The sequence below is a fragment of the Clostridia bacterium genome, from assembly GCA_024685775.1.
Lineage (GTDB): Bacteria > Bacillota > Clostridia > Christensenellales > CAG-1252 > CAG-1252.
The window spans coordinates 30,468-56,077 of sequence record JAIKVL010000008.1; the positions used below are offsets into that span (position 1 = coordinate 30,468).

A 25,610-nucleotide genomic window follows, 5' to 3' on the forward strand; every position below is an offset into this window, starting at 1 on the left:
TCGCTCAGTTTCTTCTCGGCGGTTGTCCCTGCATACCTCCGCGACCACCGTCTCCGACGGAGCCTCCCGGGGCGCCCATTGCGCTGCTCGTCCCCGTCGTCGCGGTGAGCGTTACGCTTGCCGTTCCGTAGGAAAGAGTGTAGCTTCCCGCCGTCATCTCGGGCGTACTGATCAAGAGATTTTGGCAGTTTTTCCGAGCGACGAAGCTCAGGATCGTTTTCCCGGAGCCGTCTTTAAGCGTAACGGTTTCGCCCGCGGCGATCGAGACGTTCGCGGTGACTTTGTACTGCGTCGAACCGACGGGGTCCATCGATTCGCGGCAAGTCGTAAGGACGGTCCCGCCCGAAATCGTGGTTCCGGTTTCGCTGTCCAGCGCGGAATTTCCGCCGTTTTCGGGGCCGAACACCGTAACCGCTCCGCCTGCGATCAGGAGCTTTCCGTTGCTGTCCAAGCCGTCGCCTGAGCAAGTGACCGTGACTGTCCCGTTCGTGATCAAGATGGAATTCGCCACGTCTTTGAGATCCGCGTTCGCCGCGTTGATTCCGTCGTCCGTCGCGGTAACGCTTACGCTCCCGCCCGAGATTTCCACCGCCGCGCCTTCGATCCCTTCGTAAGACTTCGAGACGGTGATCGAACCGCCCGTGATCTTGACGAGGCGCTCGGCGTGGAGCCCGTCGTCGCCCGAAGAGACGCCGATCTCGCCGCCTTCGATCAAAAGATTTCCTTCGCTGTGGATCGCGTCGTCATTCGAATCGAGCGAGAAGACGCCGCCCGTTATGACGATCGCATAGCCCGCGTCGAAAGTCGCGGGATAGGCGGTCTCGGATCCGTCTTCGGCTTCGATAAAGATTCCGCTGACTTTGATCGCTTTCCCGTCCGCGGCGTCGGAACTTCTTTCCGTTACGGTCGTCGGCGCGCCGCCGTTCGTCCGGATCGTGATGAGATCGTCGCCGCCGTTCGCGATGTACAGACCGTTATTTGCGCAGATCCCGTCGTCCGTCGCCGTTAAAGTAAGCGAGGTGTGTTCGAGGTAAATGAATCCCGCCGTTTGATCCGCGGCGTAAGCGATGGCTTCCTCTTCCGTTTCGGGTTCGAGATCGGTTTTAATGGCGTCGTTCCCCGCCGTAACGGTGACGTTCGCGCCTTTCATAAGGATCGCGTTGTCCGCTTTGATCCCGTTTTTAACCGCCGTGACGCGAAGCGTCGCGTCCAAGACGGTCAGCGTGTCTTTGACTTTGATCCCGCTTGCGTCCTCTCCGATCGCGGTCACGGTCAGCGTCCCCGCGCCGTTTACGGTAAGCGAGCATTTTTTTGCTTGGATCGCCGCGCCGTCTCCGTCCGCCGCCGTGTCGCCCGCGCTGTCGGAGACCTCGTTGATCGTGCCGTCCGCGATCGTCAGAATCCTGAGGTCGCTCGATTGTTTAAAGACGATCGCCGCCGCGGTTTGCGAGTCCGTCGTCTTGATCGTCGCTCCGTTCAGGACGATGCGAACCGTGCCTTCGACGTTTTTCGCGACCTCGACCGCGCCGTTCAGCGTCCCGGAGAGGACGAAGGTTCCCGCGGTTTGAATGGTCAGGACGCTCTTTTTGAAAGCCGTTCCGTTCGGCGCGTTTTCCTCGGTCAGGGCGGAAAGGTCGATCTCGATCGCGCCTTCTTCCGAGACGTTCGCGACCGCTTGCGCCTCCGAGACGGAGACGAATTCCGCCGAGAGATAATCCGCCGAGGACGCTTCGGAAGCGACGCTCGTTACTTCGTCGTTTGCCGCGCGAAGCTCTTCTTCCGTGACGGAAGAATGCGCCTCGCTTCCTCCCGAAGCGGAATCGATCTGCGTCGCGGGGACGGAGCAAGCCGTCGCAAAAAGGGCGATAAAGGTTAAAATCGCGATAAGAAGAATGCTTGTTTTTTTCATAAAAGGTTCCTCCTTTGTCTTTTTTCGATTTCAGTATGACGGTTGAAACTTAAACGAGACTTAAACGGCGAAAAAAAAATAAAAAAAAAGAATCTTTATTCACGCGGGAACAAAGATTCCTTTTCGAAAACGTAGGGGGAAGCCGTCAGGCGAGGGGAAGGGTCAGGCGAAACAGGATCTCCGAGCCGTCCGATTCGCAAGCCGCTTCGCCGCCGTTTCCTTCCAGCGTGGATTTTACGACGGCAAGTCCGATCCCGTGCCCGCCCGTCTCTTTGCTGCGGGAAACGTCCGGGCGGTAAAAGCGTTCGAACAGTTCGGGGTGATTTCCTTTCGGGAAAGACGCGGCGTTTCTTTCTTCGAGAACGGCGCGGTTTCCTTCTTTCCGTAGGGACAGGCGGATCTCTTCGCCTTCCGCGTATTTTACGGCGTTATCCAAAAGAAGGGCAACGGCGCGGCGGATCATTTCTTCATTCGCGACGACTTTGATCGGCGCGAGGTCGAGGAGGATCTTCTTTTTCGCCACGAGAGCCGCGTTCTCAAAGGTTTTCGCGACCTCTTCCGCGGCGACGTCGAGCTCGAACGGTGCTTTTTCGAAAGCCGCGTCCGCTTCGTCCATCTTGGAGAGATAGACGAGTTCTTTCGTCAGGTTGCCGAGTTTTTGCGCTTGCTCCTTGATGGAATTCAGCCAGACGTTCTCTTCGCCGATCTCCATTTCGAGAAGCTCCGCGTTCGCGCCGATGACGGTCAGCGGCGTTTTCAGCTCGTGACCGGCGTCCGTAATAAAGCGTTTTTGTTTTTGATAGCTTTCTTCGACGGGGGCGAGCGCTTTTTTGGAAAGTAAGAGGATAAACAAGGCGATGACGCCGAGCCCGACCGCCGTTATGATCGCGCTTGAAAGAATGAACGCGCGCGTAGAGGAAATCTCTTTTTCGCAATCGAGGAAGATATAATGCGTTCCGCTTTCCGTTCGTTCTTTTTTGTAGCGGTAGTTTCCGACGAAGCCTTTCGCGCTCTTCGCCTTCTTTACGAAAGCGTCGAGGTCGGATTCGGAAACGAACGCGATACGATCGAGGTTATAAGAGATCACCTTTCCTTCCGCGTCCGTCTCGATCGTAAAATACCGAGCCGCGAACGCCGTTTCGTTCGGGAGCCCTTTGGGCGGCTGCCGAGATTCGTTCGGGGCGGACGGAGCGCCTTTCGACGGATCGAAAAAGGGCTCGGCGCTCCCTCGTTGCTCGATAAAAGCGATCTCGTCGTCGGCTTTTGCCCGCATATTCAAAGCGTTCGCGACGTCGATCCCCGCGACGATCACGAGGATGACCGAAGCGACCACGGCAAGCGCGATCGTGATAAATCTTTTTCGAAGTTTTTTGATCATAGTAACTCCAAGGCGTAGCCCGCGTTTCGGATCGCCTTGATCTGGACGTTCGCGTGAAGCGCGGCGAGTTTTTTGCGAAGATACGCGATATAGACCCAAACGACGCCGATCTCGCTGTCGCTGTCGTATCCCCAAATCTTTTCCATAAAGCGATCCGCCGAGACGACTTGCCCCGGCGCGCTCATCAGCATTTCCAGCATTTGGAATTCCTTATTCGTCAAACGCGTTTCGCCCTCTTCCGTCGTAAGAAAATACGTCGAACGCGAAAGCTTGCAATTTCCGAACGTCAAGTCGGAGTCGACGCTTGTCGTCAGTCTGCGCGTGATCGCGCGAACGCGCGCCAAAAGTTCTTTGGCGGAGAAGGGCTTGGTCAGATAATCGTCCGCGCCGCTGTCCAATCCGAGGATGCGATCGTCGATCTCCGATTTCGCGGTCAGGATCAAGACGGGGAGGGTCTTTCCCGCTTTGCGAATGGTTTTGAGGACGGTGATCCCGTCCGCTTTCGGCATCATGACGTCGAGCACGGCGCAGTCGTAAGATCCCTCGGTCAGATAGACGATGGCGTCCGCTCCGTCGAAAACGGAGTCCACGGAATAATTGTTTTTGGTAAAGAGCGCGACGAGGGCGCGATTCAGATCCCGTTCGTCTTCCGCGAGTAAGATGCGCATGAATCCCTCCTTCGATCGGATCTCAACCCGATCTTTTTTTATTATATCACGATTATAAGCCAGAAAACTTAAATAAAACTTAAAAAATCGATCGGACGCGCGGCGCGGCGCGCATGGCGACCCGAATCGAGGCGCGTGGCGAAAAAATGCCGATCCGTTCGCCGTTTTCGAAGGGTTTTCTTTCGGGCGTCGTTGACTTTTCGATCGAGATTTTCTATAATGGAATGCGGAGAATTTCAAAAAGGAGTTTTTTATGAAAATCCTCGAAAATACCAAGAGTTATTTTAAGAACTTCAAACTGTCCGCGGACTTTTTGATCAAGGCGTTCGCGTATGCGGTGCTGATCGCGTATATCGTCTTGATGGCGTTCGGCAAGTTTTTCTTCTCGCCGATGAATTCGTTCTGGCGCAGCTTGAACTTTTTCCTGAAAGCGGGCGTCTATAACGTCCCGATCCGAATCGCGAGTTATATCGTCTTTTTCCTCGGATCGAGTTTTATCATTCGGGTCTTGTTGAGGCTCGTCGCGATCCCGCTCCATAAAGGCAAAGCGATCGTGGATATCCTTTGCAGCTTGATCAAATATGCGGCGGTCATCGTCCTCGTGTTCTTCGTCTTGAAGACACTCGGCGTGGACACGAAGGCGATCTTGACCGGTATCGGGATCTTGGGATTGGTCGTCGGTCTCGGCGCGCAACCGTTGATCGCGGATATTATCGCGGGATTGTTCATCGTCTTCGAAAAGGTCTTTGAGATCGGCGATATCATCGTCGTGGACGGCTTCCGCGGGACGGTCAAAGAGATCGGCATCCGCACGACGCAGATCGTGGATATCGGCGGTAACGTCAAGATCATCAATAACGCCGATTTGAAGACGGTCATCAACATGACGAACCAGCTTTCTCTCGCGATCTGCGATATCGGCATCGAGTACGGCGAGTCGCTCGAAAGGGTGGAATCGATCTTGAAAGCGAACCTGCCCGCGATCAAAGAAGCGATCCCCGACATCAAAGAAGGTCCCTTCTACAAAGGCGTTTCGGAGCTTGCCGATTCCGCCGTCGTCATTCGCTTCGTCGCGAACTGCGTCGAGGACGTGAAATACCAAGTCGAAAGGGATATGAATCGCCAGTTCAAACTTTTGTTTGATAAAAACAACATCAACATTCCGTTCCCGCAAGTCGTCGTCAATCAGCCGAATTCTTTTGCGGACGTGACGAAGAAGCAAAAGCGCGACGCGGAAAAATTCGTGGAAGAGCAGAAAGAGCTTTCGAAAGGACTTGCGGACGGAGACGTCAACGATATTTGATCGGTAAACGGTGAGACAAGACGAATTTGACAATTACGGGATAAAAAACCCGGACGGCAAGTCGGAAAAACCATTCAACGTCGGTAAGGTTTCCTATTCAAACGACAGGTCGGGCTATATAAAAGAGAACTTTACGCGCGACGTAAAGGAGACTTCTTCCGTTCAAGAGGAATTTTTCGCGCAGTCAAAACGTCCCGCTCCGAAAGCCGGCGGGCGCAATGCGGCGCCTTCGGCTGCTTCTCCCGCGTCTCCCGTACCCCCCGCGTCTCCTGTCGCTCCCGCGCTTAACGTTACTTCCGTTACCGCCACCGTCGGAAGCGGGATCGGCGCGGCGGTCGGCGTCGTCGCGACCGCGGTCGTAGCGGCGGTCGCCGTCGTTACCGTCATTCTTTCCGTTTTAAGCGTCAATATTTCTTTGGTTTTGGCGGACGTCGATCGTCTCGTTTTCCAAATGGAAGTCGAAGTGGAAAAGTCCGAAGGAGAGGGCGAGGCGCAAATGCCCGCCTTTATCGCCACGCTCGAAGGGAGCGGGGGCTTTTTTAAAGAGAAGTCCGTCGTCGGGAACTGCATGTTCTCGTTCGAAGGGCTCGAACCGAATAAGGAATACTTCTTGACCGTAAAAGGGGAAGACGGTAAGGTCTACGTCAACCAAAGCTACTGCACAGCCGCCATTCCTCCGAGGACGGCTTCGCTCGAAGTGGCGACGGAAGAAAACGAAGTCCGAATTTATTTGTCGGGCGTCTCGCTCGGGAAGAACGAGATGTACACCGTGACGGCGAAAGACGACGCGGGAAAGATCCTTTTCGCCGCGGACGACACGAGAGATCCCGCCGAGTTCTCTTTCCGTTTGGAAGCGAATACGAGCGTCTTCGTCTCCGTCCGCGTCGGAAACGCGAGTTTGGCGGCGTGTCGGGTGGAAGCCGCTTCGGAGCCTTTATACTCCTATGCGGACGCGATTTGGGATTGGGGCGAAGGCGGCGAACTTACCGTCACCGTTCCTCGGCAGGGCGGCGGCGATCCCCTCGTCCTTTTCCCCGAAGTTTCGCGCGCGGAAACTCCCGCGGCGTGTGAGCAAGCGGGGTCTGTTTTGTTCTCCGCCGTGATCTATGACGAAGAAGGGCAAAGGTATTTAAGAGAAAAGACCGTCGCGATCCCCGCGCTCGGTCACGATTACGGAGAATTAATCGAAGCGATCCCCGCGAGCTGCGAAGAGGCGGGCTCGATCGCTCATTATTGCTGCGCGGCTTGCGAAAAATTCTTTAATGCGGCGAAGGAAGAGATCGGAGAGGAAGACCTCACCGTCGCCGCGCTCGGTCACGACTACGGAGAGATTAACGAAGCGGTTCCCGCATCGTGCGAAGAAACGGGACTTCTTCCTTATTATCAATGCTCGGCGTGTGAAAAGTATTTCGACGAAGAGAAGAGCGAAACGACGCTTTCCGCGCTTACGCTTTCCGCGCTCGGTCACGATTACGGAGAATTAATCGAAGCGGTTCCCGCGAGCTGCGAAGAGGCGGGCTCGATCGCCTATTATTGCTGCGCGTCTTGCGAAAAGTTCTTTAACGCGGCGAAGGCGGAGATCGGAGAAGAAGACCTCATCGTCGCCGCGCTCGGCCATGATTACGGCGCGCCCGCGTTCGTCTGGACGCCCGTCTACGATTCTTCCGATCCGATCATCGTAAGCGGAGCGGGACAGGACGATCCTTCGTCGAGCGGAGACGAGACTCCGATCGGCTTTACCGCCGTTTTGCGCTGCGTCTGCCGACGCGACGCTTTGCATGTCCTCGACACCGCAGCGGCGGTGAATAAGGCGGATACCGCGCCGCTCTGCGACGCGGACGGCTATTCGACCTACACCGCGTCGGCGACGTACGACGGAGAAAATTACGAAGAAGATCACGTCTTTACCTACGAGGGCACCGCTCTCGGTCATCGCGAAATGGAACTTTACGGAAGGATTCCCGCGACCTTCGAGCATGCGGGTCGCCTCGAACACTGGGTCTGCGGAGTCTGCGGAAAGACGTTTGCGGACGAGGCGGCGAGAGAGCCGATTTCGAACCCGAATCTTGCGCAACTGACTTCGTTGGACGGCAAAGTCTTTACGTCTTGGAACGAGAGCGACAGCTTGCCTGCGGAAGAGGGCAACTATTACCTGACCGAAAACGTCGTCCTGACCGAGACGTGGGAGATCGCGGAAGGCAAAGAGATCAACCTTTGCCTGAACGGACACGCGATCACGATGGAGGCTTTTGACGCGCGCTTCCTGAATCTCGGAGAAAACGCGACGTTCGGTTTGTACGAGTGCGACGACAGCGTCGGGCATTATTACTATATCAGTCAAGATTCTCTGTTGGCGGAATTGCAGACGGACGAAGAGCACGAGCAAAGCCACATCGAAGAGACCGATATTCCGTGGGGCATCTTCTACGGCGGCTATATCAGCAGCTGTATGACGAGCGAGGACGGCGCGGTCATTTACGCGGAAGAAGGCAGCGTCGTAAACCTCAAAGGAGGGACGATCATCGGCAACGCCACGAACGGCGGAAGCGGCGGCGTCTATTACAGCGCGCCGAACGTAAACGCGACCTTGAACCTCGCGGGCGCGAACCTCATCGGCAACACGGCGAGCACCGTGAATTCGCCTTCCTCGGGTTCCGAGGGCGCGGGCGGCGCGGTGTACAGCGGAAGCGGCGTCGTTACCTTGTCCGCGGGCGAACTTTTGTATAACGCGGCTTGCCGCGCGGGCACGATCCGCGCGCCTTCCGCGGGCATCGAAGGCGCGGGCATCTTTACGATGTCGGGCGGTAGGATCGCATACAGCTCCAACGATTATCTCTATCAAAATTCCGAAGCGGACGGAATTATCGTGATCGACGGCGGAACGTTCGTTATGACGGGCGGCGTGATCGAAAATAACAAGAAGTCGGGCGTCGCGGTCGTCAATATGCTCTTCTCGGATCCGGGCGGCGTCTTCCGAATGACGGGCGGCGCGATCCGTAATAATGAAAACAGCGGCGGCGTCTACGTCAGAAGCGAAGATCAGACCTTCCTCGTTTCGGGCGGAGCGACGATCACCGGCAACGCGGAGTGCAACGTCCGTTTGGGACCCGGCGCCGTCATCGTCGTGGACGGTGCGTGGACCGGTGAGATCGGCTTCCTTGCGGAATCGTATGAGAGCGGCGCGGTCACCTCGGGTTACGGAGAAAACAACGAGGGCGATGAGATCGCGGGACTCTTCTCCGATTATCCGAAGTTCCGTCCTGTGATCCGTAACGGAGAAATCGAGCTGGAAGAACTCATCGGAGTTTGGTTCGACAGCGACGGCGGCAGTGAGGTCCCGCCGCAATATCTCGAAGACGGCGATTACGTGACGCGACCGGAAGATCCGACGCTCTTCGGATGGAGATTCGACGGTTGGTATCGTGATTCCGACCATATGATCCCGTTTGATTTCGACGAACCCGTCCACGATTTGTATATCACCTTGTACGCAAATTGGATATCGGAATAAAGAACAAAAAATGAGAAGGCGGCGAAAATTCGCCGCCTTTTTTCGTTTTCGTCCATCGGGAAAGGAGCGCGCGTGGGAGTACTTTCTCTTTATTTATTTTATTTATTCCTTCCGTTAGCGGTTTGACAAAAGAAGAAAAGGCGTTTATGATTATAAATACGGAAATCATCGCCGTTTATAAGGAGAAAAAATGCTTCACGTCAAACCCTGTCTGTCGGACGAATGCGAAAAGATCTATGAAGAAGTCCTTTCGGGCGCGTCGTTGCCCGCGGGGATCGACGTCGGTTTGTTCTCGGACGGAGAACTCATCGGCGCGGCGCGCGTGTCCTTCGGAGAAGATAAAGCGCGTCTCGAAGCGGTTTGCCTGCTTCCCGCGTTTCGTAAAAACGGATTCGGAGACTTTTTGACCCGCGCGGTGATGGACGCCTACACGCGCTCGCTTCCCGTCTTCGAGGTCGGCTACAAAAGCGGCTATTTTCTTAAATTCGGATTCGAGGAAAGCGGCGACGGTATGGTCATAGAAAGTGAAAAAATCAAATTTCCGTCTCGGTGCAAGGAGGCAAAATGAAGACCGATATTGAGATCGCAAGAGAAGTGACGCTGCGCCCGATCGTGGAGATCGCGCGGAAGCTCGGGCTCGGAGAGAGCGATTTGGAATTTTACGGCAAGTATAAAGCGAAGATCGACCAAAAACCCGGCGACAGGAAGGGAAAACTCGTCCTCGTTACCGCGATCAATCCGACGCCGCTCGGCGAAGGGAAAACGACCGTTTCGATCGGTCTTGCGGATGCGTTCGTCATTCTCGGCAAACGCTGCTGTTTGGCGTTGCGCGAGCCTTCGCTCGGACCCGTCTTCGGGATCAAAGGCGGCGCGACGGGCGGCGGTTACAGCCAAGTCCTCCCGATGGAAGATATCAACTTGCATTTTACCGGGGATATCCACGCGGTCACGGCGGCGAATAATCTCCTCGCCGCGCTCATCGACAACCATATCAAATTCGGCAACGAGAAAAGGATCAAGACGATCACGTTCCGCCGCGCGATGGATATGAACGAGCGCTCGCTCCGTAAGATCGTCCTTTGCGCGAAAGGCGGCGCGGACGGCGAGCCGCACGAAGGCGGATTCGATATCACCGCCGCTTCCGAAGTGATGACGACGCTGTGTCTCGCGGAGAGCGTGACCGACTTAAAGCGCCGTTTGGCGAAGATCATCATCGGCTACGACGAGGACGGAGCCGCCGTTACTTGCGGCGATCTCGGCGCGCAGGAAGCGATGGCGATTTTGTTGAAAGACGCCGTCAAGCCCAACCTCGTCCAGACGATCGGCGGGACGCCCGCGTTTATCCACGGCGGTCCGTTCGCGAATATCGCGCACGGCTGTAACAGCGTGATCGCGACCAAGACTGCGCTTTCTTTATCCGACATAACGGTGACCGAAGCGGGCTTCGGCGCGGATCTCGGCGCGGAAAAATTCCTCGATATCAAAATGCGCAGCGCGGGGCTCAAACCTTCCGCCGCCGTCCTCGTGGCGACGGTGCGCGCGCTGAAATATAACGGCGGTGTGGAAAAATCCGCGCTGACCGCCGAGAACATCCCCGCGCTCGAAAAGGGAATCGCGAACCTCGGTAAACATATCGAAAACCTGACGGGCGTCTTTTCTTTGCCCCTCGTCGTCTCGATCAATAAGTTCGCGACCGACACGGATAAAGAGATCGCGTTCGTTCAAAAGTACTGCGCGGAAAGGGGCGTAAAAGCCGTCGTCAACGAATGCTTTATGAAGGGCGGCGAAGGCGCGGTCGATCTCGCGAAAGAAGTCCTTGCGGCGATGGAGACGCCCTACGAACCGACCTACGCTTACGAATTGACCGATCCTTTGAAGGTCAAGATCGAAAAGGTCGCGACGAGGATCTACGGCGCGAAGGACGTCACTTTCTCTCCCGAAGCGGAAGCAAAGCTCGCGGCGGCGGAAAAGCAGGGCTTCGGCTCTTTCCCCGTCTGCATCGCGAAGACGCAATACTCGTTGTCCCCCGACCAGAAGGCGCTCGGTCGCCCGACGGGATTTACTTTCCCCGTGACCGATATCACCGTTCGCGGCGGCGCGGGTTTCGTCGTCGTCGAATGCGGCTCCGTTATGCTGATGCCGGGGCTCCCGAAAGAACCCAACGCGTATAAGATGACGATCTCGGAAGAGGGCGTCATAGACGGTTTGTCCTGAGAAAAAGAAAAAGAGGAGAACTATGGAAAGCACGAATTTTATTGAAGAGATCATCGAAAGCGAACTCGCCGAGGGCAAGGTCAAAAAGATCGTTACCCGCTTTCCCCCGGAACCCAACGGCTATTTGCACGTCGGTCACGCAAAGAGTCTCGCGATCAATTTCGGGATCAAGAAAAAGTACAACGGCGAATGCAACCTCCGCTTTGACGACACGAACCCGACCAAAGAGGACGTGGAGTACGTCAACTCGATCAAAGAGGACATCAAGTGGCTCGGCTTTACTTGGGATCGCGAGCTGTACGCCAGCGATTATTTCGATCAAATGTACGAATTCGCGGTCAAACTCATCAAGGACGGCAAAGCCTACGTCTGCGATATGAGCGCGGAAGAGATCTCCCGTAACCGCGGAACGTTGACCGAACCCGGCGTGGAAAGTCCCGCGAGAGGTCGCTCGATCGAAGAGAATCTTCGCCTCTTCGAGGGAATGAAGAACGGCGAGTTCAAGGACGGTGAAAAAGTCCTTCGCGCAAAGATCGATATGGCAAGCCCGAATATCAATATGCGCGACCCCGTTCTCTACCGCGTTCTCCGCGCCAAACATCACCGCACGGGCGATAAGTGGTGCATCTATCCGATGTATGACTTCGCGCACCCGATCAGCGACTGCATCGAGGGGATCACTCACTCGATCTGCACCCTCGAATTCGAGGATCATCGCCCCCTGTACGATTGGGTCAAATATAATTGCGGTTTCGGCGACAATCCCCGCCAGATCGAATTCGCGCGCCTCGGATTGACGCGCACGATCATGAGCAAACGTTATCTGAAAAAACTCGTCGACACCGGCGTCGTGGACGGCTGGGACGATCCCCGTATGCCGACGCTGTCCGGAATGCGCGAAAGGGGGTATCCCGCCGAAGCGCTTCTCGATTTTTGCGATCGTATCGGCGTCGCGAAAAGCAATTCGATGGTCGAAGCGAGCCTGTTGGAGCATTGCGTCAGAGAAAATCTGAACGCGAACGCGACCCGCGTTATGGCGGTCAAAGAACCCTTAAAGCTCGAAATCGTCAATCTCGATTCTCCCGTCGCCGTTCAAATCGACAACAATCCGGCGGTCGAGGGAGCGGGGACGCACGAAGCGACCCTGACCCGCGAGATCTATATCGAAAAGAGCGACTTTTCTTTGGATCCGCCCCCGAAGTATCACCGCTTGAAGGTCGGCGGAATGGTCAGGCTCAAAGGCGCGTACGTCATTAAGTACCTTTCTCACGAGACGGACGAAAACGGCAACGTTACGAAAGTCCTTTGCGAATATATCCCCGAGACGATGTCGGGCGAAGCGAACGCCGGGATCAAGGTCAAAGGCGTTTTGCATTGGGCGCCGTCCTTTGCGGAAGACGTCGTCATCAACGATTACGATTACCTGTTGGACGAAATCGAGGACGGGCGCGATTTCAACGATCGCTTGAACCCCGTGACCAAAGTCGTCTATCACGGTAAGGCGGAAGCTTTCCTCTCTGGGGCGAAAGCGCAGGATAAGTTCCAGTTTATGCGCCTCGGTTACTACGTTAAGAATAAGAAAGGGGAGTATAATCTGATCGTGGGGTTAAAAGACAGCTACAAAGCGTAGCGACTTCGTATATCGGGCGACTGCTTCGTTTACTGACTTCGGAACGGCGCAGTTACGTACAAGGAGTACGCGCCTACGCGTTCCTTGTCGAGCCTCGCATTCGCCTCGATCTCCGAAGTCGCTTGGCGGGAAAGCTCGGGTGATTGCTTCGTTTACTGACTTCGGAACGGCGCAGTTACGTACAAGGAGTACGCGCCTACGCGTTCCTTGTCGAGCCTCGCATTCGCCTCGATCTCCGAAGTCGCTTGGCGGGGAAGCTCGGGCGATTGCTTCGTTTGCTGCCGCCGCGTATTTCGAACGCGAAAAGTGCGCTCGAACGGTTGCGATAAAGAATAAAAACGTCTCTTTCGGCATAGGTTATGCTATGACCGAATTACACGTTTTGATTATAGAAGAGGATTTCCCCCGCAAAGAAGAACCCATCGCGGGGAAGACCTCGCTCGAATGGATAGAATCCTCTCTCGGCGATCTGCCGTTTACCGTAACGCGCGAGATCGCGACGCCCCTTCCCGACGCGAGATATATCGCGGCGGTGCCGCGGTCGCTTGCCTTGATGGAAAAGGAGTACTTGCTCTCCTGCGTAAAAGAGCTGGAAAAGCGCTCGATCTCGGTCGCCGAACTCGGCAGGGGAAAGATCGCGCGCAGGGAAGCCTTTTTCGAGGAGCCGAAGATCGCGTTTCATTCCGTTTGTTTGACCGATCTCGCGGAAAGCGGGAACCGTGAAAAGGCGGAAACCTTGCTTTCGGAGCGGATCGCGCGGCGATTGCAAGAAGAGGGCGTGATCCTCGAAGATCCGTCGCTCGTCAAGATCTCCGCGAATTGCGTCGTGGAAAAGGGCGCGAGAATCGAAGCCTTCGTAAAACTCGAGCGGTCGATCGTTCGCTCGGGCGCGGTAATCCGCAGTTTTTCGACCCTCGTCGGAAGCGAAGTCGCGGAGGGCGCGGAAGTGATCGAGTCCCGCGTCTATGACAGTGTGATCGGAAAAGGCGCGAAGGTCGGACCGTTCGCCTATATCCGAATGGGGAGCGCGATCGGGGAAAAGTGCAGGATCGGCGATTTCGTCGAAGTCAAAGCGTCCTTCGTCGCGGACGGCGCGAAAGCCGCGCACCTGACCTATATCGGGGACGCGGAGATCGGCGTAAAGACGAATATCGGATGCGGCGCGGTCTTTGCGAATTACGACGGGAAGAATAAACACAAAACAAAAGTCGGGAACGAAGCCTTCATCGGCGCGAACGTCAACTTGATTGCTCCCGTCACCGTGGGGGACGGCGCGTTTATCGCGGCGGCGACCACCGTAACGAAAAACGTTTCGGACGGCGCGTTCGTGATCGGGCGAAGCCGCGCGGAAGAAAAGGAAAGGAAAAAGAAATAAAATGATCGTTATCGGACTCGGAAACGTGGGCGACCGTTACGACGGCACCTTTCATAACGTCGGATTTCTCGTGGCGGACACGCTCGCGGAACGTCTCTCGCTATCCTTTAAGGACGCGCCTTCGCTCCAAGGCTTTTTGGCGGAAGGAAACGTCGGCGGGAAAAAGATCGTGATCGCGAAACCCAAAACCTTTATGAACCTTTCGGGCGAGTGCGTAAAGCCGCTCCTTTTGAAGTTCAAGGGAGAGACGGACGTCTTGATCTGCTACGACGATATCGACCTGCCGCTCGGCGTAACGCGCTTTCGCGAAAAGGGAAGCGCGGGAACGCATAACGGAATGCGAAACGTGACCGCGCTTTGCGGCGAACTCCCGCGCCTGCGCGTCGGGATCGGCAGACCGCACGAAGGCGAAGATCTCGCGTCTTACGTCTTGAAAAAGGCGGGAAAAGAAGCCAATGAAAAGCTCGTCGCGGCTGCGGAAAAGGCGGCGAACGCGATCGAGCGGTATCTGCTTACGGGGGATCAGGCGGCGCTGCAAAGGACGTTGAACGAGAACGCGTGATCTTCTTTTGAGAAAAGGCGGGGCTCGCTCCCGAATCACTGCTTATGAAGAGTCTTTATAAAGAGGGCTTTGAAGGATACGACGAATTATACGCGCAACTGACCGGCGAGAAAAAATCGCCGGTTTTCGGCATACCCGACCCCCGAAAAGCGCTCGTTTTCGGGATTTCATCCCCGCAAAAAGCGCACCTTGCGGCGGCGTCGCCCGTTCCGCTTTTATATCTCGCGTCGACCGAAGAATCCGCAAAGGAGATCGCGGAAGAGATCGAGTCTTACGGGCGCGCGGCGGCTTATCTCCCTCCGCGCGGCGACGTCCTTCTCGGGCGGCGGACGGACGCTTTGTCTTACGCGCGCATCGCGGCGCTGGAAAAGATCGTCAAAAAACGCGCCGATATCCTCGTGACGACGGTGGAAGGCGCGTTTTCCTATCTCCCGCGCCCCGAAGATCTTTCGGCGGCTACGATCCGCCTCGCGGAAGGAGAGACGGTCTCTCTTCCGCTCCTGACGAAAAAACTTGCCTATGCCGGTTACGAAAGGACGGAAGGCGCGCCGAAGAAAGGAGAATTCCGCTTGATCGGCGATTCTTTGTCCGTTTTCCCGATCTCCGCGGAAGGCCCCTATAAGATCGATTTTTTGTATGACGAGATCGAAAGCGTCCGCGCGTATGCGCCCGATTTTCTTTCGGTTTTGGCGCGCGTCTCCGAAGTCGAGATCCCGCCCGCGTCCGAGATCCTTTTGAAAGAAGAGGATATCCCCGTTATTTTCGATAAGATCGAAAGTGCGCGTCGCTTGCAAAACCGCGCCGCGCGGCTTCGGACGGACGAGATCCTTTCCGACCTTTCGCTTCGCGCCGCCGCTTGCCCGTCGGACGGAGGCCTTTCCTATTTCCTCCCTTTTATGCGCGAAAAACTCGCCACGGTCTTCGATTACACCGTGGGCTTTTCCGTCGCGGTGGACGAGCCGAAGAAGATCTTCGAAGGCTTTTCCTCTTTTTTGATCGATCATTACGGGCGGGTGCAACGCCTTTCGGAAGACGGCGAAGTCTTAACGGCGCATAAAAACGCGATCGCGTCTGAAAAGGAGATCATGACCGCGCTTTCCGCGATGCCGCAACTCGGCTTGTCCTCTTTCGAAGAAAAGATCAGCGGCAGGGAAGGGACGTTTACCTTCCGTTCTTCCGCGCTTCCTTCCTATCTGAAAAATTCCAATATGCTCGCGTCCTTCGTCTCCGAAGAACTCAAAGAAGGGCGAAAAGTCCTGATCTTTTGCGAAAACGAGACGCACCGCGCGACGCTTTTCAATCTCTTGGGGAAAGACGCCGAGTCGGTGACTTTCGTTACGGACAAGCTCAAACACGGTTTTATTTCCAAAACGCAAAAGCGGACGATCGTCGGCAGCGGCGATATTATGTCCAAGACTTCCGCTTTCCGCACGCCCGCGCGCCCGTTGATCCTTCCGAAGATCGGCGATTACGTCGTCCACGACGAATTCGGTATCGGGCGATGCTTGGGACTCGTCCATATTAAGAATTACGCGGGCGAAGGCGATTACTGCGCGTTGCAGTACGCCGAAAGCAATAAGATCTATTTGCCCGTCTCGCAAATGGATATGCTGACGGTCTACACGGGCTCGGAAAAAGAACCCGAACTCTCCAACCCGAATAAGGAAGATTTCGCGAAGGAAAAAGCGAAAGCGAAAAAATCGATCCGCAAAATGGCGCTCGACCTCGTCGAACTGTATGCGAAGCGGGAAAAGAGCAAGGGCGTAAAATATCCGCCCGATTCTCCGCTGATGAAAGCGTTCGAGGACGATTTCCCGTTCGAGGAGACCGAAGGGCAGGAAAACGCGATCCGCGACGTTAAGCGGGATATGGAGAGCGGCAAGGTCATGGATCGCCTTCTTTGCGGCGACGTCGGCTTCGGAAAGACCGAGGTCGCGCTTCGCGCCGCGTTCAAGACCGTTCTCGCGGGAAAGCAGGTCGCCTTCCTCGCGCCGACGACGATCCTTGCGGAACAGCATTTCTCCACCCTTTCCGAGCGGTTCAATAAGTTCGGCGTAAAGTGCGCCTGTCTGACGAGATTTTGCACGCCGAAAGAGACCAAAGAGATCCTGAAAGGGGTCAAAAGCGGGGTGATCGGGGTCGTCGTCGGAACGCATCGCCTTTTGTCGAAAGACGTGGAATTTTACGACGTCGGCTTGCTCGTCTTGGATGAGGAGCAGCGTTTCGGCGTCGAGCATAAGGAAAAAATCAAAGCGCTTCGGACGAGCATAAACGTCCTTTCGATGTCCGCCACGCCCATCCCGAGGACGCTGCACATGGCGCTTTCCGGGATTCGCGATATCAGCGTCATCGAGACGCCGCCTAAGAACCGCAAACCCGTTCGAACCATCGTCGCGGAGTACACGCCCGCAATGCTCAAAGAAGCGGTTTCCGCGGAACTCGAACGCGGCGGGCAGGTCTTTATCCTCTATAACAATATCGCGCGTTTGGACGCATTCGCGGACGGTGTTCGCGAAGCGTTCCCGGAGCATTCGGTCGTCGTCGGGCACGGGAAGATGCCCGCGTCGCTTCTGGAAGAAAATATTCGCAAGTTCTATAAAAAGCAAGCGGATATTTTGATCTGTACGACGATCATCGAAAACGGGATCGACGTCCCGGACGCGAATACCCTCGTCGTCCTCGAAGCGAATAAGCTCGGGCTTTCGCAAATGTATCAGATCAAAGGGCGTGTCGGGCGAAGCGAAAGGCTTGCCTACGCCTATTTTACCTATCCGAGCGGGACGCTTTTGACGGGAGATTCGGAAAAGAGGCTCAAAGCCCTCGTGGAGAACGGCGACCTCGGAAGCGGATACCGCCTCGCGATGATGGATCTCGAAATCCGCGGCGCGGGAAACGTCCTCGGAGCGGAGCAACACGGGCATATTGAAAAGGTCGGTTACGATATGTACTGCACCCTTTTGAAAGAGACGATCGCGGAGCTCAACGGCGAAGTTCTGCCTTCCGAATCAAGCGTGGAGATGCTCGTCCAAGCGGACGCGTATATCCCGCAAGACTATATCGAGAGCGAACTCGCGCGTATTCGTTACTATAAGAAAATTTCCGCAATATCCGATGAAAAGAGCAAAAACGCGCTTCTTGCGGAGCTTGAAGAAGCCTACGGGATGCCGCCCGTAAAAGTTCATAATTTGATCTTGATCGCGCTTTTGAAAAAGATGTGCGCGGGGCTGTATATCCGTCGCGTTTCGGTCTCCCAAAAGGAAGCGACGCTCCTTTTTTCGGATGAATCGGTCGCTTCGAGCGCAAGCGTCAAAAACGCTTTGAACGTTCTTCGCGGCGAGTTTACGGTCATCGGGCTGGACGGCGGCGAACTTCGTCTCGCGTCCAAGAAACAAGGCGTTATGCGGAAGGTCGAGACGTTGATCGAGCTTATAAAAGCCGCGCGCGGCGAAGCGATCGACGCCGCCGAGGATAAAATCGGCGAATAATACTTGCAAGGACGCTTTATATTATGTATAATAAACAAGTGCGTTAGTTATAATAGGGGTTAGTCCCCTTTAAGGAGTTCGGAATGAAAAAGAAGTTACTCACGATTTTGGTTGTCTTCGTTCTCGTCGCCGTGTTGGCGGCGGCCGCCGCTTGCAGCGACGACGGTATGATCCGTAAAAACGAAGAGCGCAATATGACGCAGGTCACCGCGGACGTTTCTTTCGCGGGCAGAGCGGCTCAGGTGGATAAGCTCGACCTGAACGCGACGATCAACCAGTTCGTCTACCAGTATTACAGCTATTATCAGCAAGGCTACATGACCGCGGAAAACTATCAGGCGGTCTTAAAAAATATCGGTAAGAGCTACGATCAAGCGAACGAAAGCTTGGCGCAGACCGAGGCGTACACGCTGAAATGCATCGATAAGCTTTACGCGGATATCCTCGCGAGTGGGACGGCGGAGCAAAAAGCGGCGGCGCAAGCGGCGTCCACCGTCGGAAAGTCTTTCAGCGTCGCCGACCGTATCAAAGAGATCGAAAACGTCCTTCCCTTGAAAGACCTCGTCAAAGCGAGAAAGTCGTATAACGAAGATATGCAGGAATCCTTCGACGAGTATAAAGAAGCCTATGAGAACGAGATCAAGAGCAGCAACCGTTCCACGACGTCCGTCGAAAACATCGATAAGGTCAATATCGTCTCCGAACCCGCGAAAAAGACCTACGAAGTCGGCGAATCCGCTTTGAATCTGAACGGGCTCAAAGTCTCCGTGACATATAAGGACGGCACGACCGTCGATCTCGATAGAAGCGAATACACCGTTACCGGTTTCAAGAGCGAGGAAGTGACCGACAAGCAAGAGATTTCCGTGACCTTCGGAAGCGTCTCCGCGACCTTCGATATCGAGATCGTCAAAGCGAAACCCTCCCGCCCGGCTATGCCCAAGGATGAGGACGAAGAAGAGGATACCGAGCTCCCCGAGCTTTTCGAGATCGAGCTCGATAAGAAGATCGCCGACGCGAAGACCGCGGGCGACACCGACGCCTTCAAAGCTCTCAAAGAAGCGAAACGCAGACTTGAAAAGCAAATGGAGACCAACTATCGCAATTATCCCTACTATTATTTGACCAAGTTGAAGACGCAAGCCGTCTCGACCGTCGAGGAAACGATCGGCAAGACCGCGAGCGTGACCGGCGCGGATATCCTCGAAAAATACGAGAAGGATCTGGAAGATCAAAAGAACGCGCTCGTTCTCGGGACGAAAAAGTACTCCGAAGCGATCGACGGCACGAGCCAAAAGACCGAAATCGTCCATAAGGACGGCAAATACTTCTACGTCCAACACGTCCTCTTCAAGATTACGGACGATCTCCAAGCGAAGTACGATGCGTTCAAGAACGAAAAAACCGCGAACGCGGACGCGCTCGAAGCCTATTTGAACGACATGATCGATCAAGTCGGCGTCTACGTTTCCAACGTCGAGTACGATAAGGATAAGAAGTGCGAGGAAGAGGATTGCTCCTGCGTCGCTTGCGAAAACTACAAGGGCGAGAACCCCGGCGTTTGCGAAGATCCGAATTGTTCCTGCGTCAAGTGTCCGAATAAGAGATTTATTAACGAAGAGTTTGCGACCGAGCATCATATCGCCGCGCAAGACGTAAACGAGAACGGGACGATCAACGTCCACGCCGTTATCAACGCGATGTACGCGGATCTCGGCAGCGTTACGAACGCTTCTTCCTTCGCGGACAGAAAAGCGATCGTCGAAAAGTTCCGCAAGTGGATCTATATGTGCAACGAGGACGACGGCGCGTTTACCGCGTTTACGGACGGAAAAGTCGGTTATTCGCTCTCGATGGACGAATCGTCCTACGTTAAGAACTTCACCGCGCTCTCCCGCGCTCTCGCGTACGGTGACGCCGCGGAAAAAGCGGAGTGGAACGTCGTCGGCGAAGGCGTCGGTTCTTACGGCTATTGCTACACCGAGTACGGCATCCACGTCATTATGCTGACGGGTTACGCCTTCGATAAGGATTCCGCGAGAGATCTCGGCGACGGTTATTACGCTGTTCCCGCGAACGCCGTGACCGATATTTGGGATTACAAAGCCGCGACCGAATCGGATCAGCTCGACGAAGGCACGCTCGAAAACTACTTGAAGGATGCGCTCCTTGAAGAGAAGAAGAATGATTTGACCGGCGCGTTCAAGAAAGAGTTCTACCAAAACGAAATGAAGGAAGACGCGAAGATCTCCTATCACAAAGTGTATAAAGATCTGATCAAAGCGTACGAGAAATAAGAAGAAAAGAAGCCGGCTTGATCGCCGGCTTTTTTTGAAAGAGGGGAATTATGGCTCAATACGAAGAGAGAGAATTTAATGCGGGAAAAGATTTTACCGAGACGACGACGGAATGCGATACCGTCTATAAGGGAAGGATCGTCAATCTGCGAAACGACTTGATCCGCCTTCCGAACGGGAAAGCGGCGCAGCGCGAATTCATCGAGCATCGGGGCGGCGTCGCCGTTCTCGCCGTTACGGACGACGGGTTCGTCCCTCTCGTTCGCCAATTCCGCTATCCCCTCGGCGCGCATCTTTGGGAGATCCCCGCGGGTAAACTCGAAATCGGGGAGGAGCCCGATAGCGCGATCCGCCGCGAACTCAGAGAAGAGGCGGGGCTCGAAGCCGAATCGATCACGTCGCTCGGTTCGTTTTATCCGACCGTCGGATACAGCAACGAGATCATTCGCCTGTACCTCGCGAAAGGTCTGACCTACGTCGGCGCGAAGCCGGATGAGGATGAATTCTTGGAGATCAAATATTTCCCGCTCGACGAACTTCGGGAGAAGTGCCTTTCGGGCGAGATCGTGGACGGAAAGACGCTCGTCGCCGTCCTGAAATACTACGGAGCGCGCGAATAAAGGCACGACTTTTCTTGAAACAAAAGAACGCCGCGGGCGCATACGTTTCGTATGCCCCCTGCGGCGTTTTTTTTGAGTTGCGCCGATTCTCCTCTTTGATTTTCTTCGGAAACGGTGCGCGCGTCAGGCGCACTCGATCAGCATTTTATCCGCCACCAGCGCGATGAATTCGCCGTTCGTCGGCTTTTCGTTGCCCGAATAGACTTTAACGCCGAAGATTTGATTGATGTTTTCGATCTTGCCTTTGTTCCAAGCGACTTCGATCGCATGTCGGATCGCGCGCTCGACTTTGCTTGCCGAGGTGTCGAATCGACCGGCGACTTCGGGATACAGCCTTTTCGTTATGCTGTTGATGATGTCGGGGCAGGCGACCGCCATTTTGATCGCTTCGCGCAAAAATTGATATCCTTTGATATGGGCGGGAATGCCGACGGAGATGAAGATATTCGTGATTCGTTCGTCGAGCATTCGGTTCTGGACGAGCCTCAGAGAGACGGGCGCGGGCGCGACGCTTTCAAAAAGCTCGTCGATTCGGTTTTTCAAGGAAAGAAAGCTGACGGGTTTGAGCATATAATGGCTTGCGCCGTTTTTGATCGCGCGCGCCGCGTACTCGTCGCCTCCGATGCCGGAAAGGACGATGAACTTCGCTTTGCTGCCGCCGAGGCGGGCTTCGCTTATGACCTCGAATCCGTCCGTCTCGGGTAGGATCATATCGAGGATCACGAGATCGGGCTCGCATTTCAGGATCTCTTTTACGCCTTCGCTTCCGCTTTCCGCTTTGCCGACGACTTTATAGCCTCGTTCTCCCTCGAAGAAGCATTTTACAGAGGAAGAAAACTCGGGATCGTCGTCAACGATTACGATATTAATGTCTTTCATTTTGGACTCCTTATTATAGAAATGTCGTTCAAATTCCGGGGAATTTTCCTTTTTTATGTATACAAGTGTAACAGAAAATATACTGAATGGCAACAAGAATGGACGTATTTTCGAACAAAAAAGTCGCAATTTTGTCGAATTTTCGAATTTTGTACAAAATTATGAATTTTGAACGAGTTTTGAAAACGGCGGGGCGGGGAAGACGGCGGTGAAAAAGGGCGATCGCTTGCGCGACCGCCCCGTTTTTTCTGAATTACGCTTCCGCGAATTCGTCTTTTCCCGCGCCGCAAAGCGGGCAGGCGAAGTCCTCGGGAAGGTCTTCGAATTTCGTGCCGGGCGCGATGCCGTTTTCGGGATCGCCGATCGCCTCGTCGTACTCCCAGCCGCAAAGATTGCAAACGTATTTCATTGTTTTTTTCCTCCTTTTTTTTATTGAATAGGTTCAAAGTCCGCCGCGCCGTGTTTGCAGAGCGGGCAGACGATATCCTCGGGAAGGGTCTCGCCCTCATAGACGTAGCCGCAGATCTTGCAGACGAATCCTTTCTTGCCTTCGGTTTGCGGCTTCGGTTTGACGTTCTTTTGATAGTAGGTATAGGTCATCGTCTCCTGATCGCTCAGGACGCGCGCTTCGGTCACGGAGCAAATAAACATTCCGTGTGTGCCGAGGTCGACGTAGGATTCCACGGCGAGAGACATGACGCTGTTGACGTACTTCGGAAGGATCGCGAGTCCGTTATCGCTGCGATAGATATCCGTTCCTTTGAATTTATCGACCGTTCGCCCGCTTTGGAAGCCGAAATTCTCGAAGACGGAGAACGGCGCTTCCACGGACAGACAGTTGACGTTCATTTTGCCCGTTTGCTTGATGACGTGGTGCGAATAGTTTTGTTTGTTGATCGTGACGGCGATGCGGTTCGGCGCGTTCGTGACCTGCGAGACGGTATTTACGATAAGCCCGTTATCCTTCTTTCCGTCGTTCGAAGTGACGACGTACAGCCCGTAGCCGATATTGAAGAGGGCTTTGAAGTCGCTTTTGTTCGCGGTCGCGTCTTGCAGCGCGAGATAATCTTTGCAGAGTTCGTTCGAAAGGTCTTCGATCGCGGCTTTGGAAAGGTCGTTCAGCGCGGACGTAATGCGGACGATGGGCTCTGCGAAGGTAAGATTTTTGGAGCTATCAAACATTCCTTTCATGACTTTCGCGGCGAGCGGCGCCCAACTGCCGTTCTCGATGAGGGCAATCGTGCGGTTTTGATAGCCGCGCTCGGTCAGATGCTCGATAAACGTGCGCATAAAGGGGAAGATGTCCGCGTTATAGGTCGTCGTCGCAAGGACGAGCTTTCCGTAGCGGAAGGCGTCTTCGACCGCTTCCGCCATATCTTCGCGCGCGAGGTCGCAAAGCACGACTTTCGGGCAACCCTTCGCTTTGCATTTTTCGGCGAGCAGGGTCGCGGCTTCTTTCGTGTGTCCGTAGACGGAGGTGTAGGCGATCATGATCCCGTCGCTTTCCACTTCGTAAGAGCTCCAAACGTTATAGAGCCCGAGATAGTAGGAAAGGTTTTCGGTCAAAACGGGGCCGTGCAGCGGGCAGATCGTTTGAATGTCGAGCGCGGCGGCTTTTTTCAATAAAGCCTGAACTTGCGCGCCGTATTTTCCCACGATGCCGAAATAGTATCTGCGCGCCTCGCAAGCCCAGTCTTCGTCGCAGTCGAGCGCACCGAATTTCCCGAATCCGTCCGCCGAGAAAAGGACCTTGGAATAGCTGTCGTAGGTGACGATGACTTCGGGCCAGTGGACCATCGGGGCAGCCACGAAGGACAAGACGTGTTTCCCGAGGGGCAGGGTGTCGCCCTCTTTTATGACGATCCTGCGATCTTCGAATTCTTTTCCGAAGTAGTTCTTCATCATCGCGAAGGCTTTTTGAGAAGAAACGACGGTCGCATTCGGATAGGCGTTCATAAAGTTCACGATATTCGCGGAGTGATCGGGCTCCATATGTTGAACGATCAGATAATCGGGCGCGGCGCCGTCCGTCGCGGCGGCGATATTGTCGAGCCATTCGTGTCCGAAGCGCGCGTCCACGGTATCCATGACCGCGATCTTATAATCTTTGACGACGTAGGAATTATACGCCATTCCGTTCGGGACGTCGTACTGCCCTTCGAACAGATCGATCTCGTGATCGTTCACTCCGACGTAAATAGTTTCGGGAGCGATTTTCATTTTTTCTCCTTTGGCGGAAATCCGCCGACGTGTTTTATGAGAGAATTATAGCACATCCGGGCGAGCGGACGCAAGGTGTAAACTTTTCTTTCAAAAATCTTTTCCCGTCGCCGCGCGCGTGGTATAATAAAATAGAATTTCGGAATTCGGAGGAAGAATATGAAAGTACTTATCGTAAACGGAAGCCCGAGAAAGGGCGGGAATTCTTCGAGATTGATCGAAGAAGCGGTCAAGATTTTTCAAACGGAAGGGATCGAGACGGAAATCTTCGAGATCGGCGCGAAAGCGATTCGCGGGTGCGCCGTTTGCGGCTACTGCTCGGAGCACGGGAAGTGCGCGTTTAACGACGGCGTGAACGAACTTGCCGCGTCCTTTGAAAAAGCGGACGGGTTCATCGTCGTTTCTCCCGTCTATTATGCGTCGGCGAACGGCTCGGTCGTCAGCCTGCTCGATCGTTTGTTCTTCTCGTCCCATTGCGATAAGAGGATGAAGGTCGGAGCGGCGTTTGCGGTCGCCCGCCGCGCGGGAACGGTCGCCACGTTCGACGAGCTCAACAAGTATTTTACGATCAATCAAATGCCGATCGCGAGCGGCCGCTATTGGAATAACGGGTTCGGCGGCGCGAAAGGCGATATCGAAGCGGACGAGGAAGGTTTGCAGAACGCGCGTATCGTCGCGAGAAATATGATTTTTTTGATGCGTTCGATCGCGCTCGGAAAAGAAAAGTACGGGCTTCCCGAGGCGGAGACCATCGCGAAGACGTCGTTTATTCGTTAATTGCAAGGGTCGCGCGGGCGCGCGTATGCGTATAGCGCGCACGCACCCGCAATATTATTAAGGATGCGTTTCGGCGTTTTTCGGAAAGACTCTTTGACTTTTAACCTTAACGACTATATACTAATTAAAGAAGTGAGATATTCCCCAAAGGGAAATTGAAAGTGCTTTACGCAGGATCAGGCTCACTTCTTTTTCTTTTATTGTAGTATGCCCGTTTTTTATTGTTCATTTTAAGACATCGAACGATCCGCTTTTCCCCGAACGGCTCTTTCGGCGGGCTAACGGGCAAGGCGGGAAAAATGATTTTTGAAAAAAATCGAAAGAAAATCCTCGCGCGGCGGGCGGCGAGCGGTCGGGAATTTCGGCGAAACGCGTCACCCCGTACGACGGTTTTTCGTTTTTTTCGGAAAATTCCGATGCGAAAAATAAAAAACATTCGGAAAATAAGGAAGTTTTTCTCTGAAAAATAGTGTTTTTTTCCTTCAAAATCCACAATATGTTGTGGTTTTTTTCGCGAAAAAAAATATCTTAAAAAAACCTGAAAAATTTCGAAAATTTTCGAAAAAAATCGTTGACATTGTTTTTTTTATTTGCTAACATATAGAGGTTGTCGCCCGTAGGTGACGACAAAGCGAAACTTCAAAACAGAATAGATTGAGCAAAAAATTAAAGCAAGTGATTTCTGTCAATTCATAATTTATTATGAGTTTTGAGCGCAGTCCGAGAGGGCTGCGGAAAACCAAGATTAAACTTAAGAGTTTGATCCTGGCTCAGGACGAACG

Annotated in this window: 17 protein-coding genes; 11 read left to right on the plus strand and 6 right to left on the minus strand. The window is 54.4% G+C overall.

What is annotated here, in order from left to right; genetic code table 11:
* Window positions 1–4: 4 nt before the first annotated feature.
* The 3 genes from K5753_02235 to K5753_02245 form a co-directional block, all read right to left on the minus strand.
* Window positions 5–1,909: a carbohydrate-binding domain-containing protein gene (locus K5753_02235; protein MCR4726019.1), complete on the minus strand. Its 1,905-nt coding sequence runs from the start codon at window positions 1,907–1,909 to the stop codon at window positions 5–7.
* 145 nt (window positions 1,910–2,054) lie between these two features.
* Complete coding sequence (locus K5753_02240; GenBank protein ID MCR4726020.1) at window positions 2,055–3,287, minus strand: HAMP domain-containing histidine kinase; 1,233 nt, start codon at window positions 3,285–3,287, stop codon at window positions 2,055–2,057.
* Window positions 3,284–3,955: a response regulator transcription factor gene (locus K5753_02245; GenBank protein MCR4726021.1), complete on the minus strand. Its 672-nt coding sequence runs from the start codon at window positions 3,953–3,955 to the stop codon at window positions 3,284–3,286. The genes K5753_02240 and K5753_02245 overlap by 4 nt, the downstream gene beginning before the upstream one ends.
* Window positions 3,956–4,208: 253 nt before the next feature.
* Between K5753_02245 and K5753_02250 the strand changes: the two genes are divergently transcribed.
* The 10 genes from K5753_02250 to K5753_02295 all read left to right on the plus strand — a co-directional run bounded on the left by K5753_02250 (window position 4,209) and on the right by K5753_02295 (window position 20,952).
* The gene (locus K5753_02250) at window positions 4,209–5,258 is read left to right on the plus strand and encodes a mechanosensitive ion channel family protein (protein MCR4726022.1); all 1,050 of its coding nucleotides are present in this window, start codon (window positions 4,209–4,211) and stop codon (window positions 5,256–5,258) included.
* 10 nt (window positions 5,259–5,268) lie between these two features.
* Window positions 5,269–8,769, plus strand: coding sequence for an InlB B-repeat-containing protein (locus tag K5753_02255; GenBank protein MCR4726023.1), 3,501 nt, complete (start codon window positions 5,269–5,271; stop codon window positions 8,767–8,769).
* 190 nt (window positions 8,770–8,959) lie between these two features.
* Window positions 8,960–9,337: a GNAT family N-acetyltransferase gene (locus K5753_02260; GenBank protein ID MCR4726024.1), complete on the plus strand. Its 378-nt coding sequence runs from the start codon at window positions 8,960–8,962 to the stop codon at window positions 9,335–9,337.
* Window positions 9,334–10,983: a formate--tetrahydrofolate ligase gene (locus tag K5753_02265; protein ID MCR4726025.1), complete on the plus strand. Its 1,650-nt coding sequence runs from the start codon at window positions 9,334–9,336 to the stop codon at window positions 10,981–10,983. The genes K5753_02260 and K5753_02265 overlap by 4 nt, the downstream gene beginning before the upstream one ends.
* A gap of 22 nt (window positions 10,984–11,005) precedes the next feature.
* Window positions 11,006–12,613 (plus strand): glutamine--tRNA ligase/YqeY domain fusion protein, encoded by a 1,608-nt coding sequence (locus K5753_02270; GenBank protein ID MCR4726026.1) that lies wholly within the window; start codon window positions 11,006–11,008, stop codon window positions 12,611–12,613.
* Between the two features lie 553 nt (window positions 12,614–13,166).
* Window positions 13,167–13,988, plus strand: a complete 822-nt coding sequence (locus tag K5753_02275) for a UDP-N-acetylglucosamine diphosphorylase (GenBank protein MCR4726027.1) — start codon at window positions 13,167–13,169, stop codon at window positions 13,986–13,988.
* Window position 13,989: 1 nt separating this feature from the next.
* Window positions 13,990–14,550, plus strand: a complete 561-nt coding sequence (gene pth, locus K5753_02280; protein ID MCR4726028.1) for an aminoacyl-tRNA hydrolase — start codon at window positions 13,990–13,992, stop codon at window positions 14,548–14,550.
* 44 nt (window positions 14,551–14,594) lie between these two features.
* The gene (gene mfd, locus K5753_02285; protein ID MCR4726029.1) at window positions 14,595–18,035 is read left to right on the plus strand and encodes a transcription-repair coupling factor; all 3,441 of its coding nucleotides are present in this window, start codon (window positions 14,595–14,597) and stop codon (window positions 18,033–18,035) included.
* Between the two features lie 83 nt (window positions 18,036–18,118).
* A complete protein-coding gene (locus K5753_02290; GenBank protein ID MCR4726030.1) occupies window positions 18,119–20,332 on the plus strand; it encodes a bacterial Ig-like domain-containing protein in 2,214 nt (737 codons plus the stop codon).
* A 50-nt stretch (window positions 20,333–20,382) separates the two neighbouring features.
* Window positions 20,383–20,952 carry an NUDIX hydrolase gene (locus K5753_02295; GenBank protein ID MCR4726031.1) on the plus strand — a complete coding sequence of 190 codons (570 nt, stop codon included), beginning with the start codon at window positions 20,383–20,385 and terminating at the stop codon, window positions 20,950–20,952.
* 123 nt (window positions 20,953–21,075) lie between these two features.
* Here K5753_02295 and spo0A read toward each other — a convergent pair whose 3' ends face one another.
* The 3 genes from spo0A to K5753_02310 all read right to left on the minus strand — a co-directional run bounded on the left by spo0A (window position 21,076) and on the right by K5753_02310 (window position 24,051).
* Window positions 21,076–21,831, minus strand: a complete 756-nt coding sequence (gene spo0A, locus K5753_02300; GenBank protein ID MCR4726032.1) for a sporulation transcription factor Spo0A — start codon at window positions 21,829–21,831, stop codon at window positions 21,076–21,078.
* Between the two features lie 253 nt (window positions 21,832–22,084).
* A complete protein-coding gene (locus K5753_02305) occupies window positions 22,085–22,240 on the minus strand; it encodes a rubredoxin (GenBank protein MCR4726033.1) in 156 nt (51 codons plus the stop codon).
* A 20-nt stretch (window positions 22,241–22,260) separates the two neighbouring features.
* Window positions 22,261–24,051, minus strand: a complete 1,791-nt coding sequence (locus K5753_02310; GenBank protein ID MCR4726034.1) for a flavin reductase — start codon at window positions 24,049–24,051, stop codon at window positions 22,261–22,263.
* Window positions 24,052–24,210: 159 nt separating this feature from the next.
* On the opposite strand from K5753_02310, the gene K5753_02315 reads away from it, so the two are divergent.
* Window positions 24,211–24,828 (plus strand): flavodoxin family protein, encoded by a 618-nt coding sequence (locus K5753_02315; GenBank protein MCR4726035.1) that lies wholly within the window; start codon window positions 24,211–24,213, stop codon window positions 24,826–24,828.
* Window positions 24,829–25,610: the final 782 nt, after the last annotated feature.

What these genes read in the sequence shown, in the direction of transcription:
- K5753_02315 (MCR4726035.1), top strand. Translation starts at nt 24,211, where the DNA reads ATGAAAGTACTTATCGTAAACGGAAGCCCGAGAAAGGGCGGGAATTCT.
- K5753_02295 (MCR4726031.1), top strand. Translation starts at nt 20,383, where the DNA reads ATGGCTCAATACGAAGAGAGAGAATTTAATGCGGGAAAAGATTTTACC.
- K5753_02245 (MCR4726021.1), bottom strand. Translation starts at nt 3,955, where the DNA reads ATGCGCATCTTACTCGCGGAAGACGAACGGGATCTGAATCGCGCCCTC.
- K5753_02310 (MCR4726034.1), bottom strand. Translation starts at nt 24,051, where the DNA reads ATGAAAATCGCTCCCGAAACTATTTACGTCGGAGTGAACGATCACGAG.
- spo0A (MCR4726032.1), bottom strand. Translation starts at nt 21,831, where the DNA reads ATGAAAGACATTAATATCGTAATCGTTGACGACGATCCCGAGTTTTCT.
- K5753_02275 (MCR4726027.1), top strand. Translation starts at nt 13,167, where the DNA reads ATGGAAAAGGAGTACTTGCTCTCCTGCGTAAAAGAGCTGGAAAAGCGC.
- K5753_02250 (MCR4726022.1), top strand. Translation starts at nt 4,209, where the DNA reads ATGAAAATCCTCGAAAATACCAAGAGTTATTTTAAGAACTTCAAACTG.
- K5753_02240 (MCR4726020.1), bottom strand. Translation starts at nt 3,287, where the DNA reads ATGATCAAAAAACTTCGAAAAAGATTTATCACGATCGCGCTTGCCGTG.
- mfd (MCR4726029.1), top strand. Translation starts at nt 14,595, where the DNA reads ATGAAGAGTCTTTATAAAGAGGGCTTTGAAGGATACGACGAATTATAC.
- K5753_02305 (MCR4726033.1), bottom strand. Translation starts at nt 22,240, where the DNA reads ATGAAATACGTTTGCAATCTTTGCGGCTGGGAGTACGACGAGGCGATC.
- K5753_02265 (MCR4726025.1), top strand. Translation starts at nt 9,334, where the DNA reads ATGAAGACCGATATTGAGATCGCAAGAGAAGTGACGCTGCGCCCGATC.
- pth (MCR4726028.1), top strand. Translation starts at nt 13,990, where the DNA reads ATGATCGTTATCGGACTCGGAAACGTGGGCGACCGTTACGACGGCACC.
- K5753_02290 (MCR4726030.1), top strand. Translation starts at nt 18,119, where the DNA reads ATGAAAAAGAAGTTACTCACGATTTTGGTTGTCTTCGTTCTCGTCGCC.
- K5753_02235 (MCR4726019.1), bottom strand. Translation starts at nt 1,909, where the DNA reads ATGAAAAAAACAAGCATTCTTCTTATCGCGATTTTAACCTTTATCGCC.
- K5753_02270 (MCR4726026.1), top strand. Translation starts at nt 11,006, where the DNA reads ATGGAAAGCACGAATTTTATTGAAGAGATCATCGAAAGCGAACTCGCC.
- K5753_02260 (MCR4726024.1), top strand. Translation starts at nt 8,960, where the DNA reads ATGCTTCACGTCAAACCCTGTCTGTCGGACGAATGCGAAAAGATCTAT.